Origin of the sequence: Aeromonas sp. R7-1, assembly GCF_040908115.1 — a bacterium.
In the GTDB taxonomy this organism is placed as follows: domain Bacteria; phylum Pseudomonadota; class Gammaproteobacteria; order Enterobacterales; family Aeromonadaceae; genus Aeromonas; species Aeromonas caviae.
In genome coordinates, this window is the sequence record NZ_JBFODD010000064.1 from 93,200 (window position 1) to 109,997 (window position 16,798).

14 protein-coding genes are annotated in these 16,798 nt (G+C 60.9%); 9 read left to right on the forward strand and 5 right to left on the reverse strand.

Annotated elements, in window-relative coordinates; all coding sequences use genetic code 11:
* Positions 1-33: 33 nt before the first annotated feature.
* Positions 34-1,233, reverse strand: a complete 1,200-nt coding sequence (tyrS, locus tag AB5Y51_RS19160) for a tyrosine--tRNA ligase (protein ID WP_039040151.1) — start codon at positions 1,231-1,233, stop codon at positions 34-36.
* 114 nt (positions 1,234-1,347) lie between these two features.
* On the opposite strand from tyrS, the gene AB5Y51_RS19165 reads away from it, so the two are divergent.
* A complete protein-coding gene (locus tag AB5Y51_RS19165; RefSeq protein ID WP_319908827.1) occupies positions 1,348-2,658 on the forward strand; it encodes a peptidoglycan DD-metalloendopeptidase family protein in 1,311 nt (436 codons plus the stop codon).
* A gap of 154 nt (positions 2,659-2,812) precedes the next feature.
* Positions 2,813-3,937, forward strand: a complete 1,125-nt coding sequence (locus AB5Y51_RS19170; protein WP_039040149.1) for an anhydro-N-acetylmuramic acid kinase — start codon at positions 2,813-2,815, stop codon at positions 3,935-3,937.
* 110 nt (positions 3,938-4,047) lie between these two features.
* Here AB5Y51_RS19170 and AB5Y51_RS19175 read toward each other — a convergent pair whose 3' ends face one another.
* Both AB5Y51_RS19175 and AB5Y51_RS19180 read right to left on the reverse strand, forming a co-directional pair.
* Positions 4,048-4,449, reverse strand: coding sequence for a hypothetical protein (locus tag AB5Y51_RS19175; RefSeq protein ID WP_223929890.1), 402 nt, complete (start codon positions 4,447-4,449; stop codon positions 4,048-4,050).
* 375 nt (positions 4,450-4,824) lie between these two features.
* Positions 4,825-5,697 carry an ADP-ribosylglycohydrolase family protein gene (locus AB5Y51_RS19180; RefSeq protein WP_042865151.1) on the reverse strand — a complete coding sequence of 291 codons (873 nt, stop codon included), beginning with the start codon at positions 5,695-5,697 and terminating at the stop codon, positions 4,825-4,827.
* Between the two features lie 1,070 nt (positions 5,698-6,767).
* On the opposite strand from AB5Y51_RS19180, the gene AB5Y51_RS19185 reads away from it, so the two are divergent.
* Complete coding sequence (locus AB5Y51_RS19185) at positions 6,768-8,033, forward strand: RidA family protein (protein ID WP_319908826.1); 1,266 nt, start codon at positions 6,768-6,770, stop codon at positions 8,031-8,033.
* 68 nt (positions 8,034-8,101) lie between these two features.
* Here AB5Y51_RS19185 and AB5Y51_RS19190 read toward each other — a convergent pair whose 3' ends face one another.
* Together AB5Y51_RS19190 and tkt are read right to left on the reverse strand one after the other, a co-directional pair.
* On the reverse strand, positions 8,102-8,941 hold the full coding sequence (locus tag AB5Y51_RS19190; protein WP_201996297.1) for a hypothetical protein: 840 nt from the start codon (positions 8,939-8,941) through the stop codon (positions 8,102-8,104).
* A gap of 248 nt (positions 8,942-9,189) precedes the next feature.
* Positions 9,190-11,181: a transketolase gene (gene tkt / locus AB5Y51_RS19195; protein WP_219596718.1), complete on the reverse strand. Its 1,992-nt coding sequence runs from the start codon at positions 11,179-11,181 to the stop codon at positions 9,190-9,192.
* A 340-nt stretch (positions 11,182-11,521) separates the two neighbouring features.
* Here tkt and metK point away from each other — a divergent pair, with 340 nt between their 5' ends.
* The 6 genes from metK to AB5Y51_RS19225 all read left to right on the forward strand — a co-directional run bounded on the left by metK (position 11,522) and on the right by AB5Y51_RS19225 (position 16,689).
* Positions 11,522-12,673, forward strand: a complete 1,152-nt coding sequence (gene metK / locus AB5Y51_RS19200) for a methionine adenosyltransferase (protein WP_010673869.1) — start codon at positions 11,522-11,524, stop codon at positions 12,671-12,673.
* A gap of 67 nt (positions 12,674-12,740) precedes the next feature.
* A complete protein-coding gene (locus tag AB5Y51_RS19205; RefSeq protein ID WP_368178992.1) occupies positions 12,741-13,280 on the forward strand; it encodes a SprT family zinc-dependent metalloprotease in 540 nt (179 codons plus the stop codon).
* Between the two features lie 73 nt (positions 13,281-13,353).
* A complete protein-coding gene (locus AB5Y51_RS19210) occupies positions 13,354-14,046 on the forward strand; it encodes an endonuclease (protein ID WP_039040144.1) in 693 nt (230 codons plus the stop codon).
* Between the two features lie 129 nt (positions 14,047-14,175).
* Positions 14,176-14,907 carry a 16S rRNA (uracil(1498)-N(3))-methyltransferase gene (gene rsmE, locus AB5Y51_RS19215; RefSeq protein ID WP_041212593.1) on the forward strand — a complete coding sequence of 244 codons (732 nt, stop codon included), beginning with the start codon at positions 14,176-14,178 and terminating at the stop codon, positions 14,905-14,907.
* Positions 14,908-15,029: 122 nt separating this feature from the next.
* Positions 15,030-15,980: a glutathione synthase gene (gshB, locus tag AB5Y51_RS19220; protein ID WP_368178994.1), complete on the forward strand. Its 951-nt coding sequence runs from the start codon at positions 15,030-15,032 to the stop codon at positions 15,978-15,980.
* 154 nt (positions 15,981-16,134) lie between these two features.
* A complete protein-coding gene (locus tag AB5Y51_RS19225) occupies positions 16,135-16,689 on the forward strand; it encodes a YqgE/AlgH family protein (protein ID WP_010673864.1) in 555 nt (184 codons plus the stop codon).
* Positions 16,690-16,798: the final 109 nt, after the last annotated feature.

The window sequence follows — 16,798 nt, forward strand, 5'->3', positions numbered from 1 at the left end:
GGCCTTTCTTATGGCGGCGCCACAGGTGGCGACTTACTTCACGGTCACCCGGGCAAACTTGCGCTTGCCAACCTGGTAGACGGCGGTACCGGCACCGATGAGTGCCTTGCCATCGTCCAGCTTCTCGCCATCCACCTTGACCGCGCCCTGCTTGATCATGCGCAGCGCTTCGGAGGTGGTGGCCACCAGATCGGCGTCTTTGAGCAGGTTGGCGATGGCCAGCCCTTCCCCTTCCAGTGCCAGCTCGACTTCCGGCATGTCGTCCGGAATGGCGTTCTTGGAGAAGCGCTGGGTGAAATCTTCGTGGGCCGCTTCAGCCGCCGCTTCATCGTGATAACGGGCGATGATCTCTTTGGCCAGCCAGATCTTCACGTCGCGCGGGTTGAGGGTGCCGGCAGCAATGCCCGCCTTGAACTCTTCGATTTCAGCCAGCGGACGGAAGGAGAGCAGCTCGTAGTAGTTCCACATCAGATCGTCGGTGATGGACATGATCTTGCCGAACATCTCCCCCGGGGCGTCGTGCACGCCGATGTAGTTGGCAGCGGACTTGGACATCTTCTTGACGCCGTCCAGGCCCACCAGCAGCGGCATCATCAGCACGCACTGGGTCGCCATGCCCGCATCTTTTTGCAGCTCGCGACCCATCAGCAGGTTGAACTTCTGATCGGTACCGCCGAGCTCGACGTCCGCCTTCAGCGCGACCGAGTCATAGCCTTGCAGCAGCGGATAGAGGAATTCGTGAATGGCGATGGACTGGCCGTTGCTGTAGCGCTTCTTGAAGTCGTCGCGCTCCATCATGCGGGCCACGGTCTGCTTGGCCGCCAGCTTGATCATGCCGGTCGCGCCCAGCTCACTCAGCCAGGTGGAGTTGTACTCGATGCGGGTCTTGGCCGGGTCGAGGATCTTGAACGCCTGCTCGGCATAGGTGAGGGCGTTGTGCTTGATGGCCTCTTCGGAGAGCGGCGGACGGGTGGCGTTCTTGCCGGAGGGGTCACCCACCATGGCGGTGAAGTCACCGATCAGCAGGATCACTTCATGGCCCAGATCCTGGAAGGTCTTCAGCTTGTTGAGGATCACGGTATGACCCAGGTGGATGTCCGGCGCGGTCGGATCCATCCCCAGCTTGATGCGCAGGGGGCGCCCTTCCTTCAACTTGGCGATCAGTTCTTCTTCAACCAGAATTTCTTCCGCTCCGCGCTTGATCTCGGCTAGCGCCACCTCGAGCTGGGACATTTTTTGACTCTCCAATCACGATTCCACAGGGCCAGACATATTACTGGAATGGCGGGCCAATTGGAAAGGCGGTAAACTCCGACCTTCTTCCGGGTTCAACTTTGTCAGCTTCTCATGGTCCTTTGGCACGCCTTCAACTCTCTCCCTCACTGGCACCGCAAGATGGTGCTGATCCTGAGCATCATGGTGATGATGCTGGCGGCCTGGCCGAGCGAACAGGCAGTCGCCACCCGGGTCGATGACAACGACAACGAACTGGCCGTCGAGCAGCAGGTCGACGAGGAGGCGCAGCTGGCACGGGCCGAGCCCGTCACCCCGCCCAAACCGCGCTATGTCACCAGACAGGTGAAGGTGCGCAGCGGCGACAACATGGGGGTCATCTTCCAGCGCCTGGGCCTCAGTACCACGGATCTGCACCTCATCGACCAGCTCGAGGGCACGGATACCCTGCGCCTGCTCAAACCCGGTCAGGAGCTCACCTTCAAGCTCACCAAGGGCGGCGAGCTGCACAGCCTCTATTACCCCCACAGCCTGGAGCAGGCGCTCAAGGTGAACCGCCGGGATGACGGCTTCGTGGCCAGGCCGGTGAAGATCGAGCTCGACACCCGCGAACAGGTGGCCCAGGGGGAAATCCGCTCCAGCTTCTGGGGCGCCGCCGTCGAAGCGGGCATGACGGAAGACCAGATCATGGATCTCGCCGCCATCTTCGGCTGGGACATCGACTTTGCCCAGGACCTGCAGCCGGGGGACAGCTTCCGGGTGGTCTACCAGGACAAATACCAGGATGACGAGCGGGTTGCCTCCGGCGACATCCTGGCCGCGGAGTTCGTCAACCAGGGGGCCATCTACCGCGCCGTGCTGAACACGGATGGCAACTATTACACCCCGGACGGCAAGGCGATGCGCAAGAGCTTCCTGCGCGCGCCGGTCAACTTCAAATACATCAGCTCCAACTTCAATCCGCGCCGCCTTCACCCGGTCACCGGCAAGGTGCGGCCCCACAACGGCATCGACTACGTGGCGCCGGTGGGGACCCCCATCATGGCGGCGGGCGGCGGCAGCGTGGTGGCCGCCGGCTACAACCAGTTCAACGGCAACTACGTCTTCATCAAGCACGCGGGCAACTACGTGACCAAGTACCTGCACCTCTCCAAGCGCACCGTCAACAAGGGGCAGCGAGTCAAGCAGGGGCAGACCATCGGCCTGCTCGGTGGCACCGGCCGGGTCACAGGCCCGCACCTGCACTATGAGTTCGTGGTGGGCGGCGTGCACAAGAACCCGCGCACCCTCAACCTGCCCCAGGCGGAGTCTCTCAGCGGGCGGGCGCTGGCCAACTTCAAGGCTCAGGCCATGCCCCAGCTGGCCAAGCTGGACAGCCCCGAGCTGCAACTGGCCAGAAACAAGGGCAACGGCGACGACAGCTGACCGCTGTCGGCCAAGGTGGAACACGGTATCAGACCGTTCCTCTGCATCACTGAAGAGGTGATGTCATGAGCGGGCCATATATCCGATTGATGCCGGGGACCAAGGCGGAACACGGCATCGGACGGTTCCTCTGCATCATTGAAAGGGGGTTGTCATGACGGAACGCTATATAGGCTTGATGTCCGGTACCAGCATGGACGGTATCGACGCCGTGCTGGTGACGATGGATAGGGAAGCGCTTCGAGTAGAGGCGGCGCTGTGCCATCCCTGGCCAGCGGAGACCGCCCACGAGCTGCACGCCCTCTGCACCCCGGGGGAGAACGAAATCGACCGCATGGGGGTCGCCGACAACCTGGTGGCCCGCGAATTTGCCGCCGCCACCCAGGCTTTGCTCGCCAAGGCGGCGCTGACTCCCAAGGAGATTCGCGCCATCGGCAGTCACGGCCAGACCATACGCCACCGCCCCCAGCTCGGCTTTACCCTGCAGATCGGCAACGCGGCCCTGCTGGCGGCCCTGACCGGCATCGACGTGGTGGCCGATTTTCGCACCATGGACATGGCCCTCGGCGGTCAGGGGGCGCCCCTGGTGCCAGCCTTCCATCAGGCGCTCTTTGCCCGCCCTGGCGCCCTTAGAGTGGTGCTGAACCTCGGCGGCATTGCCAATATCTCGGTGCTGCCCGGCCAGACCGACGGGGGGGCGGGTTCAGGGGTATATGGCTTCGATACCGGCCCCGCCAACACCCTGCTCGACGGCTGGTATCGCCGCCATCAGCCCCACGGTGGCAGCTATGATGCCGGTGGCCAGTGGGCCGCCAGCGGCAAGCTTATCCCTGCGCTGCTGGAGCAGTTGCTGGCTCACCCCTACTTCGCCGCCCCCGCCCCCAAGAGCACGGGGCGTGAGATGTTCACCCTCGACTGGCTCGACGGCGAGCTGGACGGCTGCGCATACGCCCCCGCTGATGTGCAGCGTACCCTGCAATCCCTCACCTGCCACAGCATCGCCCGCCAGTTGCCCACCCACAGTGATGCGCCAACCCGGCCCGAGCTGTTTGTCTGCGGCGGCGGCGCCCACAACGCCCCGCTGCTGGCGGAGCTTGCTGCCCTGCTGCCCGACTGGCATCTGACCAGCACCGCCCAGCTCGGCCTTGCACCGGACTGGGTGGAAGGGGCCGCCTTTGCCTGGCTGGCACAGCGCTTTATCCAGCGAAAGCCGGGCAACCTGCCTGCGGTGACCGGGGCGAGCCGCCCGGCGGTGCTGGGCGCCCTCTATCCCGCCTGAGCCGCTCCCCGAGCGCCCTCCCCTAATGAAACAAGCCCGAACAGGTGCACTTGATCGGGCTTGTTGTTATGCCTGGCGCCAGATGGCGCAGACCCGTCACTCTGTGCTCCCTACCCGAGCCGCTCTTTCAACCTGGCCGCCTGCGCCTTGAAGGTCTCATAATCGGCGACATGCCGACTCCTGGCGGCGGTGATCCACTGCACGCCCGTCTCGTCGGCGTGGGAAAATTCGATGCAAAACTCATATTTCGCGCTGGAGAGCAGCCCCATCAGGGCGCCAGACAGAAAACCCACCAGGGGCAGGAAGAGCACGATGAGCCAGTTGCCCGCCTGCTCGTAGGAAGGGGTGAAGTAAAAGAGCACACTGGAGGTGACCACTCCCAGCAACAAGGTCTTCTTGAGCCGATCCATCCAGCCGAGTGCTTTTACCTGCACGCCGACGATGCGGCCCAGATCGTAGCGATCCTTGTTCACCCTCAGTGTGTTGTCCGACTGTTCAATGGCAATGGCCATCCTGATACTCCGTCCTGTTGGCTATGGCGATAAGGGGTTGCCGTGGCGGCCCCGGATTGTGCATCCCGTGATCATGACAGGACCAGCGGCCAGCCACGGGGCGATGGGCGGCACCTCCCCCAACAGGAACACACGCTGCGCATGGTATCGTATGGCGCCAAACATCAAAAGACGTTCACATCAAAAGGCGAGGTGGATCACCTTCTATCCACCCTTGTCCCCCGTGCAGCCGTTGGCTTTTCTGGCCATCCTCTCATGGGCAAGGTAGCCGGGGGATCAGGGGTCAGTGAGATTACAGCCCCGTGATGACCCTCAGGAGGGGCGGGCCGATGGGATAGCGCCATGGGCCCGCACCTCGAGAGCACTCCCATGGCCCTAGAAGGCCCACTTCAGGAAGCGGTTTACCTGGCGCTTGACCGGTGCACAGAGCGGCGGTTTGGGAGGCTCCAGGTTGATCTGTCTGCGGCCCACCCTGGCTTCGCCCCGCAGCAAGATCTGGAGATAGTGGGGGTGCTGGCGCTGGATGAATCGAGAGATCTCATGGGCCCAGGGTTTGGGCACTCCCCACAGGGTCGAGGCCAGGGCGCCGACGATACAGAAGAAGGCGGGGTCGCGCATGCCCATCCTGACGCCATTCTCCAGCGCCTCCTTGAAGGAGCCCGAATGGGCGATGCAGGTCATCACATTGACCATGAAGGCGGCATAGTCATCTTCCCCGCCGTGGCCCACCCTGGCCACCAGCCCGGCCTGCGGCCTGTAGCCGAACTGGTGGCCGATGTGCTCAAGCACCGCATTGCGCTGGCGAATGACCTTGGCATAGAACATCAGCATGGCGGTGCAGTCGAGCGCCTGGCTCAAGGCCGCCTGATGGGGATGGGTCTGGGTGGGACGGGGGGTGGTCAGCAGCGCGATCTCCTCCGAGATGGCGAGCAGACCGATGGGCACCGCCGTGCTGATAAAGGCGAGATCGATGGCGATCGCCAGGTCCTGGCCCTCCTCCATCCGGCCAATGACCACCTGCTCGGCAAAGAGGCGACGCTGGCGCTCGATAAAGGCGCCATAGATCAGGGCCCTGAACTTCTTCTGGGGATAGGGGGTATCGAGCAGGGTCTCCATGGTCAGGATGGCGGCACCGGTGCGACCGCGCAGTTGATAGTCGGGGGCGAGGGGGAAGTGCTTGCCTAGGCGGGGGGGTGGCCGAAACCCGCTGGTGCGGCTGTACATGTCACCCAGAATGAATCCAAGCATAAAACCTCCGAAGTCAGATGACGGGGATCGCGATGCGATCGCATGTGCCACTCCCGGGCAGATGAGTGCCGATCCGTGCTGCTCGTCGGCAGGGTCCCTGATTTCATTATTAATCATACAGTTAATAATCCACCCAAACCCCGACCCAGGTCGCAATAACGTCAGTTGATGACAAAAAACACAAATAAGGGTGGTGCGGGGAAGATGAGCCGGCTGCATCGCAAGGAGTGCGGGATACGCCAGGGCGGCAAAGCAGGGCGGACTCCGGGGCCCCCTCACAGGGAGGGTCATGACAGGAGTGATATGCATCGGGGGGCGGCAAGTCGGGGCAGGCAAGGGGAAGGCCCCCTCCCCTTGCTTATGAGCCCTGCTGGCGGGCTGCGTTCGCGCCGCTGAAAAGATATGGCATAGGCGGTGTGGCGACCCGCCCATGTCAGCCTCCGCCGCAGGGGCTAAAAAGCGCCCTCTCTTTCTCCCGTATTTATGTCATGAACTGTGGCCATGCAAAGAGGATGAATGTTATTTCAGTGTGCTCGCCGCAGCATATTTTGGCGGCGCTGAACAGTGCATCGAGAGAGCGATAAATAGATAGCTATGCAAAACCGGGAGAATAAGCTGCAATTTCGCCAAAAGTATTAACGGGGGATTCACAGGCTGTAACCCTGATGCGCGACAATATGGCGCTATCTGGTTCCACTTTCATGGTAAAGCGGGATCATCATCACCTTTATTTGCCATACCCGTCATGAATTGAATCGCAAAATGAATATATTTCACTCTGTTGAGCCACTTCATAGAAACAGGATCCCGGTTTGCATCCCCGGATAACCGCCCCCTAGAATTCTCCCGTCTGAATCATCAGGCCAACTTCTCTCCCTTGTCTGTTGCACGCGCTGTCTGCATCGAAACAGGGCTCGACACTGTGATGATCGTTCTCCTTTTCTCCGTCGCCCTGCGGCGGGAACGGGCAACTGTTGCCGCAACATCACGAGTCATCAGCGTGCCGTATTCGGCCAGGGAAGAACAATGCGGCCCGGACCCTACATCAAAAACGAAAAAGGAGTATCGCCATGAGTGGTACCATCATCAAGTCAGCCAGAAATACCCCCAATGCGCCTCAGGATCTGGGGCCCTATACCCAGAGCGTGGCCTTCTCCCACTACAACAATATTGCCGCCCAGCTCCCGGTCGATCCGAAAACGGGCGCGCTGGTCGCAGGGGATATCCAGGCGCAGGCCAGACAGTGTCTCACCAATATCCAGGCCATCGTCCAGAGCGTTGGCCACGGCATGGAGGACATGGTGAAGGTGACCCTGTTCCTCGCGGACATCGCCGACCTCGATGCCGTCAACGCCGTCTATCGGGAATTCTTCCCCCACTCGCTGCCGACCCGCACAGTGCTCGCCGTCGCCAGTCTGCCGCTCGGCGCCAGGGTGCAGATGGACGCCCTGCTCTCCAACGGGGAAGGCACCTTCCCCCAGGCCCCCTGCCCGCTGCTCAAGATCTCCCGAAACAGCGACCGCGCCCCGCAGGATCCGCTCTCCAGCCAGAGCGTCGCCTTCTCCCATTACAACAATATCGGTGCCCAGCTGCCCCTCGACCCCGCCTCCGGCGCCCTGGTTGACGGTGGCATTCGTGAGCAGGCGGCCCAGTGCCTGCGCAATATCAAAACCGTGCTGGAGAGCATCGACGTGCCCTTCGACGACATCGTCAAGGTGACTGTCTATCTGACCAATCTGGCGGATCTCGACGCCGTCAACGAGGTTTACACCACCTTCTTCCCGGACTCCGCCATCGCCCGTGCCGTCGCCTATCTGCCCGCCCGCTCTGTGGTTAGTGCCGCCGCCCTGCCCATGGGGGCACGGGTGCAGATGGATGCGGTCATCTCCCACGGTGACGGCACCCCGCCCCAGCTGGTGGAAGACAGACACAATCTGGTGATCCGTGCCCGCAATACCGACAAGGCACCGAGAAACCCGCTGCATACCCAGAGCGTCGCCTTCTCCCACTACAACCATATCGCCGGCCAGTTGCCGCTCGACATGACCACCGGCAAGGTGCTGACCGGTTGCGTCAAGGAGCAGACCGCCCAGTGCCTCGGCCATATCAAGACTATTGTGGAGAGCATCGGCCATGTGATGGACGATATCGTCAAGGTCAATATCCAGGTGAAGAACATCGCGGATCTGGCGGACGTGGATGCCATCTACGCCAAATATTTCCCGGGCTATCTGCCTGCCCGCACCGTATTCGGGGTAAGCGAACTGCCCGCCGGCGCCTTGGTGCAGATGGATGCGGTGATGTCCAATGCGGAAAGCACCCCGCCGCAGGTGTAAATTACTATATTTAAAATAAAAAACACCGGCCTATTGCCGGTGTTTTTCTTACTGGATAATGAACCATTTTAGATATTCTGACGGTTATTCAATTCTACCGCCCGTGCATGTCTAGCTTCAATCTCAGCTTGACGATCTTTTGAACTAAAAACATCAACGCCTATTCTATCGCGGCTTAATTTAATGCCTCGTCCAATCTGTTCTCGGATTTTCTTTATTTCATTAGCGATGTTATGAAGATCATCTCCACCAAGCTCACTAATCCCTTCAAACTGGGCGAAGTCAATTACAAAAGCATTACTATAAGGAGTACCCTCTACATCTTCGAAATAGATAGCCATATGTAAATACTGTTTAAATACAGCGCCTTCAACTTCACCACCAAGATCAATAAAGCTAAATAAATAGCTAGAAATTTCTTGTCCTATTCCCATGGATTGCAAGCCTTGGTTAAAAAGTGCGACCCTCTTAAATTTATCAACGATAGGGTCTCGCTCTTCCTTTATCTCATTCCCAATTCTGTCATAAAACCGAAAGGATATATTTCTAGCTATACCTTTCCCAAGATTATGAATCTTAACATTTACAAAGTTCATTCCAACATGGCTGCCCTCTAATTGAACCCCAACATTAGGCCTGATGTTTTCTCGCCTAACATCCTCCAATTGTTTTATTTGGGCCTCTCTCAGATACCAAGTTTCTTTAGCTAAAATAAAAGTCAGTATCGCAATAGCCACGGTAGCAATTGCTGAGATCCAAGAGGAAATTGAATCAGCTGTTAGTGATGAATTACCTTGTAGATGATTCCCTACAACAAGCCCAAGAATAAACAGAAGTGGCGCGACAACAACCATACTAGTTACAAATAGTGGAATAAGACTCCTTTCATTCGAAGCTTCGCTCGACATTATCTTACCTTCTATCTATATCAACAATGAGAAAATAATACTATCGAATACAGATGAATAAGAGAAGATTGCTTTCCACGTTATTTTTACACCACGTTGTAAACTAATGCCCGTCAATCATTCTAACCTCGGATAAAACGGCATATCTTTTATGCGATTTTCATTCCAATAAAAAACGCCCCCCATCTTGCGATGGAGGGCGTTTTATCGTTCTGGCTATTGAGCCTAAGCGGCCCAATTATCAGCTATTACAGGGACTCTGCGGTCGCAACCACGTTTTCCACGGTAAAGCCGAATTCCTTGAACAACAGATCGGCCGGGGCGGACTCACCGAAGGTGCGCATGCCGATGATCTTGCCGCCAAAGCCCACGTACTTGTACCAGTAGTCGGCGATGCCCGCTTCGATGGCCACACGCTTGGTGACGGCGGCAGGCAGGACGGACTCCTTGTACTCGGCGGACTGGGCATCGAACACGTCGGTAGACGGGATGGAGACCACGCGCACGGCACGGCCCTTGGCAGTCAGCTGCTCATAGGCAGCCACGGCCAGCTCCACTTCGGAACCGGTGGCGATCAGGATCAGCTCCGGGGTACCGGCGCAATCCTTCAGCACGTAACCACCCTTGGCGGCATCGGCCAGTTGCTGGGCGGTGCGGTCCATCTGGGCCAGGTTCTGACGGGAGAAGATCAGGGAGGTCGGGCCGTCGGTACGCTCGATGGCGTGTTTCCAGGCGATGGCGGACTCTACCTGGTCACACGGGCGCCAGGTGCTCATGTTCGGGGTCAGACGCAGGGAGGCGATCTGCTCGACCGGCTGGTGAGTCGGACCATCTTCACCCAGACCGATGGAGTCGTGGGTGTAGACGAAGATGGCGCGCTGCTTCATCAGGGCGGCCATGCGCAGGGCGTTGCGGGCGTACTCCATGAACATCAGGAAGGTGGCGCCGTAGGGGATGAAACCACCGTGCAGGGCGATGCCGTTCATGATGGCGGACATGCCGAACTCGCGCACGCCGTAGTGGATGTAGTTGCCTGCGGCGCTCTCGGGAGTCAGGGACTTGGAGCCGGACCACATGGTCAGGTTGGACGGCGCGAGATCCGCGGAGCCGCCCATGAATTCCGGCAGCAGCTTGCCGAAGGCTTCCAGAGAGTTCTGGGACGCTTTACGGGTCGCGATCTTGGCCGGGTTGGCCTGCAGGGTTTCAATGATCTTGGCGGATTCAGCAGCCCAGTTGGCCGGCAGCTCGCCAGTGGTACGGCGCTTGAATTCGGCAGCCAGGGCCGGGTGAGCGGCTTCATAGGCGGCGAACTTGGCAGCCCAGTCGGATTCGAGCTTGGCGCCCTTCTCCTGACCGTTCCACTCGGCGGCGATGTCGGACGGGATGACGAACGGCGCGTGGTCCCACTTCAGGAAGGCACGGGCGGCGGCGATCTCGTCGTTGCCCAGCGGTGCGCCGTGGCAGTCGTGGGAGCCGGACTTGTTCGGGGAACCGTAGCCGATGATGGTGCGGCAGCAGATCAGGGTCGGCTTACCGGTCTCGGCCTTGGCGGCTTCGATGGCAGCGTTGATGGCTTCCGGGTTGTGACCGTCAACGGCCGGGATGACGTGCCAGCCGTAGGCTTCGAAGCGCTTGGGAGTGTCGTCGGTGAACCAGCCTTCTACGTGACCGTCGATGGAGATGCCGTTGTCATCCCAGAACGCGATCAGCTTGCCCAGACCCAGGGTGCCGGCCAGGGAGCAGGCTTCGTGGGAGATACCTTCCATCAGGCAGCCGTCACCCATGAAGGCGTAGGTGTAGTGGTCGACGATGTCGTGACCCGGCTGGTTGAACTGCTCGGCCATGGCCTTCTCGGCGATCGCCATGCCCACGGCGTTGGTGATGCCCTGACCCAGCGGACCGGTGGTGGTTTCAACGCCCGGTGCATAACCGTACTCCGGGTGACCCGGGGTGCGAGAGTGCAGTTGGCGGAAGTTTTTCAGATCGTCGATGGAGAGGTCATAACCGGAGAGGTGCAGCAGGGAGTACAGCAGCATGGAGCCATGGCCGTTGGAGAGGATGAAACGGTCGCGGTCGGCCCACTTGGGGTTGTTCGGGTTGTGTTTGAGGTGGCTGCGCCACAGCACTTCAGCGATATCCGCCATTCCCATGGGGGCGCCCGGGTGACCGGAGTTGGCTTTTTGAACGGCATCCATACTCAATGCACGAATGGCATTGGCAAGCTCTTTACGAGAAGGCATCTGTATCTCCTGCGATTGCTTCATTTGATGGCCAAGATTAAGGCGCGTTATTGTCCCAGCAGGGGGCGCGGCGTGCAAATATTATCTGGGCGAATAAAGTGGCTTTGGGAGCACAATCGCTTTTCTGGGCGGGGAAAACGATTCAATCCGCCCCCTGCCTTACCTCCATGGAGGTGGATCCCTTCCCCGTCCCGCCCCGGGCGGCTCCACCCCCAAATAGTGCTGGCAATCACCGGATGACCTATTTAAAATAGACGTCCAGATGTAGATACCTCTACAGTCATCCTGTCATTATCCGGTTATGGCCAAGGCGATAACCCTTACGAATCGAGAACCAAACATGGCAAAGCTGTTTACTTCCGAGTCGGTCTCCGAAGGCCATCCCGATAAAATCGCCGACCAGATCTCCGATGCGGTGCTGGACGCCATCCTGCAGCAGGACACCAAGGCGCGCGTCGCCTGCGAAACCCTGGTCAAGACCGGCATGGTGATGGTAGCCGGCGAAGTGACCACCTCTGCCTGGGTCGACATCGAACAGATCGTGCGCGACACCGTGCGCGAGATTGGTTACACCCACTCCGACATGGGCTTCGACGCCGACTCCTGCGCCGTGCTGAACGCCATCGGCAAACAGTCTCCGGACATCAACCAGGGCGTCGACCGTACCGACCCGCTGGAGCAAGGTGCCGGTGACCAGGGCCTGATGTTCGGCTACGCCACCAACGAAACCGACGTGCTGATGCCCGCGCCCATCACCTACTCCCACCTGCTGGTGAAGCGTCAGGCAGAAGTGCGCAAGAACGGCACCCTGCCGTGGCTGCGTCCGGACGCCAAGAGCCAGCTGACCTTCGCCTACGACGACGCAGGCAAGATCCTGGGTGTCGATGCCGTGGTGCTCTCCACCCAGCATTGCGACTCCATCAGCCACAGCGATCTGGTGGAAGCGGTGCGCGAAGAGATCATCAAGCCGGTGCTGCCGGCCGAGTGGATCAACAAGGACACCAAGTACTTCATCAACCCGACCGGCCGTTTCGTCATCGGCGGCCCCATGGGTGACTGCGGTCTGACCGGTCGCAAGATCATCGTTGACACCTACGGCGGCATGGCCCGTCACGGTGGTGGCGCCTTCTCCGGCAAGGATCCGTCCAAGGTGGACCGCTCCGCCGCCTACGCCGCCCGCTACGTGGCCAAGAACATCGTGGCCGCAGGTCTCGCGGATCGCTGTGAAGTGCAGGTCTCCTACGCCATCGGCGTGGCCGAGCCCACCTCCATCAGCGTCGAAACCTTCGGCACCGGCAAGGTGGCCGAAGCCCTGCTGGTCAAGCTGGTGCGCGAGTTCTTCGAGCTGCGCCCCTATGGTCTCATCGAGATGCTGGATCTGAAGCGCCCGATCTACCAGGCAACCGCCGCTTACGGCCACTTCGGCCGCGACGAGTTCCCCTGGGAGAAGACCGACAAGGCCGAGCTGCTTCGCGCTGCCGCCGGCCTGTAAGGCTCGAGGTTGTGATAAAAGGGGAGCCTGGCTCCCCTTTTGCTTTTGTGTCCGTCCCGAGGATCCCATGCCTGCCACTGCTACCCGGCTTGACCCCGCCCTCATCGAGATGCTGCTCGCGCGCGTCGAGGCCTGCTTTGTGCAGGCTGAAACGCGCCTTGGCCGCACCTTTCCCCGCCCGCAAGTCCATTGCAACATGCGGGGCCGGGCGGCAGGGTCTGCGCGGCTGCAAACCTGGGAGCTGCGTTTCAATCCGGCGCTCTATCAGGCCAATCAGCAGGCATTTCTCAGGGAAGTAGTGCCCCACGAGGTGGCGCACCTGCTGGTCTATGCGCTCTGGGGAGAGGGGCGCGGCAAGAGCCGGGTACTGCCCCACGGTCGCCAGTGGCAGTCGGTGATGCGGGAGCTGTTCGGTCTCGAACCCAGCACCACCCACAGCTTCGATCTGGGGGTGCTGGCCCAGCGCACCTTCGTTTATGCCTGCGCCTGCCAGCAGCATCCCCTCTCGGTGCGCCGCCACAACAAGGTGATACGCGGCGAGGCCCGCTATCACTGCCGCCGCTGTCGCCAGCCCCTGGTGTGGCAGCGCGACACGACGGCGGATTGAGTCACCCCGTGTCGCGCTCCTGTGATAGGGTGCGCGCTTACTTCATTCAACTGTCTCATTGCCAAGGATATTCATGTTTCGCCCTCTGCTCTCCCTCTGCCTGGCCCTGCTGGTCAGCGCCCCGGCCCATGCCGACAACATCCAGACCTTTCGCGCCGCCAAGCAGGATCTGAACAAGCTCTACCAGAGCCACCCCGTCACCTTCTACTGCGGCTGCAACATCAAGTTCAGCGGCAAAAAGATGGCCCCCGACTGGGAGAGCTGCGGCTACCTGCCGCGCAAGCAAGCCGAGCGGGCCTCCCGCATCGAATGGGAGCACGTGGTGCCCGCCTGGGAGTTCGGCCACCAGCTCCAGTGCTGGCAGGACGGGGGTCGCAAGAATTGCGGCAAGAGCGACGAGTTCAACAGGATGGAGGGAGACATGCACAACCTCTTCCCCGCCATCGGCGAGGTGAACGGTGATCGGGCGAACTTCCGCTTCAGCGACTGGAACGGCAAACCGAACCAGTACGGCAAGTGCCAGATGCTGGTGGACTTCAAGGAGCGCCAGGTGCAGCCGCCCAAGGGGCCGGTGCGTGGCCAGATCGCCCGCGCCTACCTCTACATGAGCCAGCAGTACGGACTGCGTCTGGCGGCCCAGCAGCGCAAGCTTTACGAAGCCTGGGACAGGCAGTATCCGGCTGATCGCTGGGAGTGCGAGCGCAACCGCCGTATCGGCAAGCTGCAGGGCAATACCAATCCCTTCATTGAAAAGCAGTGCCAATAACCCCATTTGACCAGGGAGGGGGAGCGTCCCCCTCCTCCTGAATCCCTTCACTCTCTGTCTCGCGAGCCTTGCTCGCCGCCGTGCAGTAGGGTATTGAAGGGTTTCCAAGCAAGAGACTGACTATCAGCCATGCGCATTCCACGTATCTATGAACCGGCCAGCCTGCAGGTTGGCCAGACCCTCGCCCTGTCGGAAGACGGTGCCAATCACATCGGCCGCGTGCTGCGCATGCAGCCGGGCCAGCAGCTCGAGCTGTTCAACGGCGACGGCCACCAGTACCCCGCCACCATCACCAGTGTGGGCAAGAAGTCCGTTGAGGTGACCATCGACAGTTGCGAGACCCGCTCGGTGGAGTCCCCGCTCGCCATCCACCTGGGTCAGGTGATCAGCCGCGGCGACAAGATGGACTTCACCATCCAGAAATCGGTGGAGCTCGGCGTCACCTGCATCACGCCCCTCTTCTCCGAGCGCTGCGGCGTCAAGCTGCCCGCCGATCGGCTGGAGAAAAAGCGCGAGCAGTGGCAGAAGGTGGTGATCAGTGCCTGCGAGCAGTGCGGCCGCAATACCGTGCCCGAGGTGCGCATGCCGATGGAGCTGGACGCCTGGCTGGCGGAAGAGACTCAGGAGCTCAAGCTCAACCTGCACCCGCGCGCCCCTTACAGTATCAACACCCTGCCCATCCCCGAGCACGGCGTGCGCCTGCTGATCGGCCCGGAAGGGGGCTTGTCCGGCGACGAGATCGCCCGTACCGTGCAGGAAGATTTCAAAGAGATGCTGCTGGGGCCGCGGGTGCTGCGCACCGAAACCGCCGCCCTGACGGCGATTACTGCGCTTCAGTGCCGCTTTGGCGATCTGGCCTGACAGCCGACCCCACCCCGGCCCTCCCCTTCGCAGGGGAGGGAGCAACAGGCCCCTCCCCCTTGTGAAGGGGGAGGCAGGGAGGGGTCATCACATCCAATCGAGCCATTAGGAAGGAAACTCGGATGACCATTAAACTCGGCATCGTGATGGACCCCATCTCGGCCATCAACATCAAGAAGGACTCCAGCTTCGCCATGCTCGAAGAGGCGCAAAAGCGCGGCTACGAGCTGTTCTATCTGGAGATGAAGGATCTCTACATGGAGGCCGGTCGCGCCTTCGGTACCATGCGTCCGCTCACCGTCAAATATGACTATGCCGACTGGTACACGCTGGGCGAGGTGGTGGATCAGCCGCTCTCCAGCCTGGACGTGATCCTGATGCGCAAGGATCCCCCCTTCGACACCGAGTTCATCTACGCCACCTACATGCTGGAGCGGGCCGAGGATGAGGGCTGCCTCATCGTCAACAAGCCCCAGAGCCTGCGCGACGCCAACGAGAAGCTCTACACCGCCTGGTTTGCCGAGCACACCCCGACCACGCTCGTCACTCGCAGAGCAGACAAGCTGCGGGCTTTCCACGCCAAGCACAAGGACGTCATCCTCAAGCCGCTGGACGGCATGGGCGGCGCCTCCATCTTCCGCATGAAGGAGGATGACGCCAACGTCGGCGTCATCATCGAAACCCTGACCGCCCACGGCAGCCAGTACTGCATGGCGCAGACCTATCTGCCCGCCATCAAGGATGGCGACAAGCGGGTGCTGGTGGTGGACGGTGAACCGGTTCCCTACTGCCTGGCCCGGATCCCGGCCCAAGGGGAGACCCGTGGCAACCTGGCGGCCGGCGGCCGTGGTGAGGCCCGCCCCTTGAGTGACGCGGACTGGGCCATCGCCCGCGCGGTAGGCCCGACCCTGAAAGAGAAGGGGCTCATCTTCGTCGGCCTCGACATCATCGGCGATCGCCTGACCGAGATTAACGTCACCAGCCCGACCTGCATCCGCGAGATAGAGGCGACCTTCGACGTCTCCATTACCGGCATGCTGATGGACGCCATCGAGCGCCGGCTGGGCCGCTGACCCCTTCCCCAGCGACCCGTTGCCGCAGCGAGGAAACACACACAAGGGACCGTGAAGGCCCCTTTGACTGCCGGCAAAAAGCGGTTTTGCCCGCCGCCATCAACTGCCATAATCACCCCAAATACCTTTGCACGCTAAGAGATACATACGCTCCATGCAAACACTGCAAAATCACTTTCTGCTCGCCATGCCGAGCCTCACGGACGCCTATTTCCAGCGCTCCCTGGTCTATCTGTGCGAACACAGCAGCGAAGGCGCCATGGGACTGGTGGTCAACATTCCGGTTGACATGTCCCTGGACGCCATGCTGACCAAGCTCAACCTCAATCCCCCCGCCACCGCCGAGATGAAACAGCCGGTGTTGCAGGGGGGACCGGTGCACGGGGATCGCGGCTTTGTGCTGCACAGCTTCCGCCCGGGCTTCAACTCCACCCTGCAGGTGAGCGACGAGATGATGGTCACCACCTCCAAGGACATCCTGGAGACCCTGGGCACCGACGAGGCGCCGGACCACTGGCTGGTGGCGCTCGGTTACGCCGGCTGGAGTGCAGGCCAGCTCGAGCAGGAGCTGGTGGATGGCGCCTGGCTGGTGATCCCCCCCAATCCCAAGCTGGTCTTCGATACCCCCATCCACCTGCGCTGGCAGCAAGCCGCCGCGAGCATTGGGGTCAACCCTCTGCACCTCTCCAGCCAGGTGGGCCATAGCTGACACCCCGGACCTCCCCTCCGGGGGAGACGGCACGCTCTCCCCCCACGAGCAGGGGGAGACAGGGAGGGGGCTTCCCCCTTCATTTATCCATCCATTTCGAGGAGACCCC

Excerpts from the sequence above, each read along its gene's own strand:
- AB5Y51_RS19175 (WP_223929890.1), bottom strand. The coding sequence starts at position 4,449 with ATGGCCATTGCCATTGAACAGTCGGACAACACACTGAGGGTGAACAAG.
- AB5Y51_RS19205 (WP_368178992.1), top strand. The coding sequence starts at position 12,741 with ATGCCTGCCACTGCTACCCGGCTTGACCCCGCCCTCATCGAGATGCTG.
- AB5Y51_RS19210 (WP_039040144.1), top strand. The coding sequence starts at position 13,354 with ATGTTTCGCCCTCTGCTCTCCCTCTGCCTGGCCCTGCTGGTCAGCGCC.
- gshB (WP_368178994.1), top strand. The coding sequence starts at position 15,030 with ATGACCATTAAACTCGGCATCGTGATGGACCCCATCTCGGCCATCAAC.
- AB5Y51_RS19180 (WP_042865151.1), bottom strand. The coding sequence starts at position 5,697 with ATGCTTGGATTCATTCTGGGTGACATGTACAGCCGCACCAGCGGGTTT.
- metK (WP_010673869.1), top strand. The coding sequence starts at position 11,522 with ATGGCAAAGCTGTTTACTTCCGAGTCGGTCTCCGAAGGCCATCCCGAT.
- AB5Y51_RS19170 (WP_039040149.1), top strand. The coding sequence starts at position 2,813 with ATGACGGAACGCTATATAGGCTTGATGTCCGGTACCAGCATGGACGGT.
- AB5Y51_RS19165 (WP_319908827.1), top strand. The coding sequence starts at position 1,348 with ATGGTCCTTTGGCACGCCTTCAACTCTCTCCCTCACTGGCACCGCAAG.
- rsmE (WP_041212593.1), top strand. The coding sequence starts at position 14,176 with ATGCGCATTCCACGTATCTATGAACCGGCCAGCCTGCAGGTTGGCCAG.
- AB5Y51_RS19225 (WP_010673864.1), top strand. The coding sequence starts at position 16,135 with ATGCAAACACTGCAAAATCACTTTCTGCTCGCCATGCCGAGCCTCACG.
- AB5Y51_RS19190 (WP_201996297.1), bottom strand. The coding sequence starts at position 8,941 with ATGTCGAGCGAAGCTTCGAATGAAAGGAGTCTTATTCCACTATTTGTA.
- tkt (WP_219596718.1), bottom strand. The coding sequence starts at position 11,181 with ATGCCTTCTCGTAAAGAGCTTGCCAATGCCATTCGTGCATTGAGTATG.
- tyrS (WP_039040151.1), bottom strand. The coding sequence starts at position 1,233 with ATGTCCCAGCTCGAGGTGGCGCTAGCCGAGATCAAGCGCGGAGCGGAA.
- AB5Y51_RS19185 (WP_319908826.1), top strand. The coding sequence starts at position 6,768 with ATGAGTGGTACCATCATCAAGTCAGCCAGAAATACCCCCAATGCGCCT.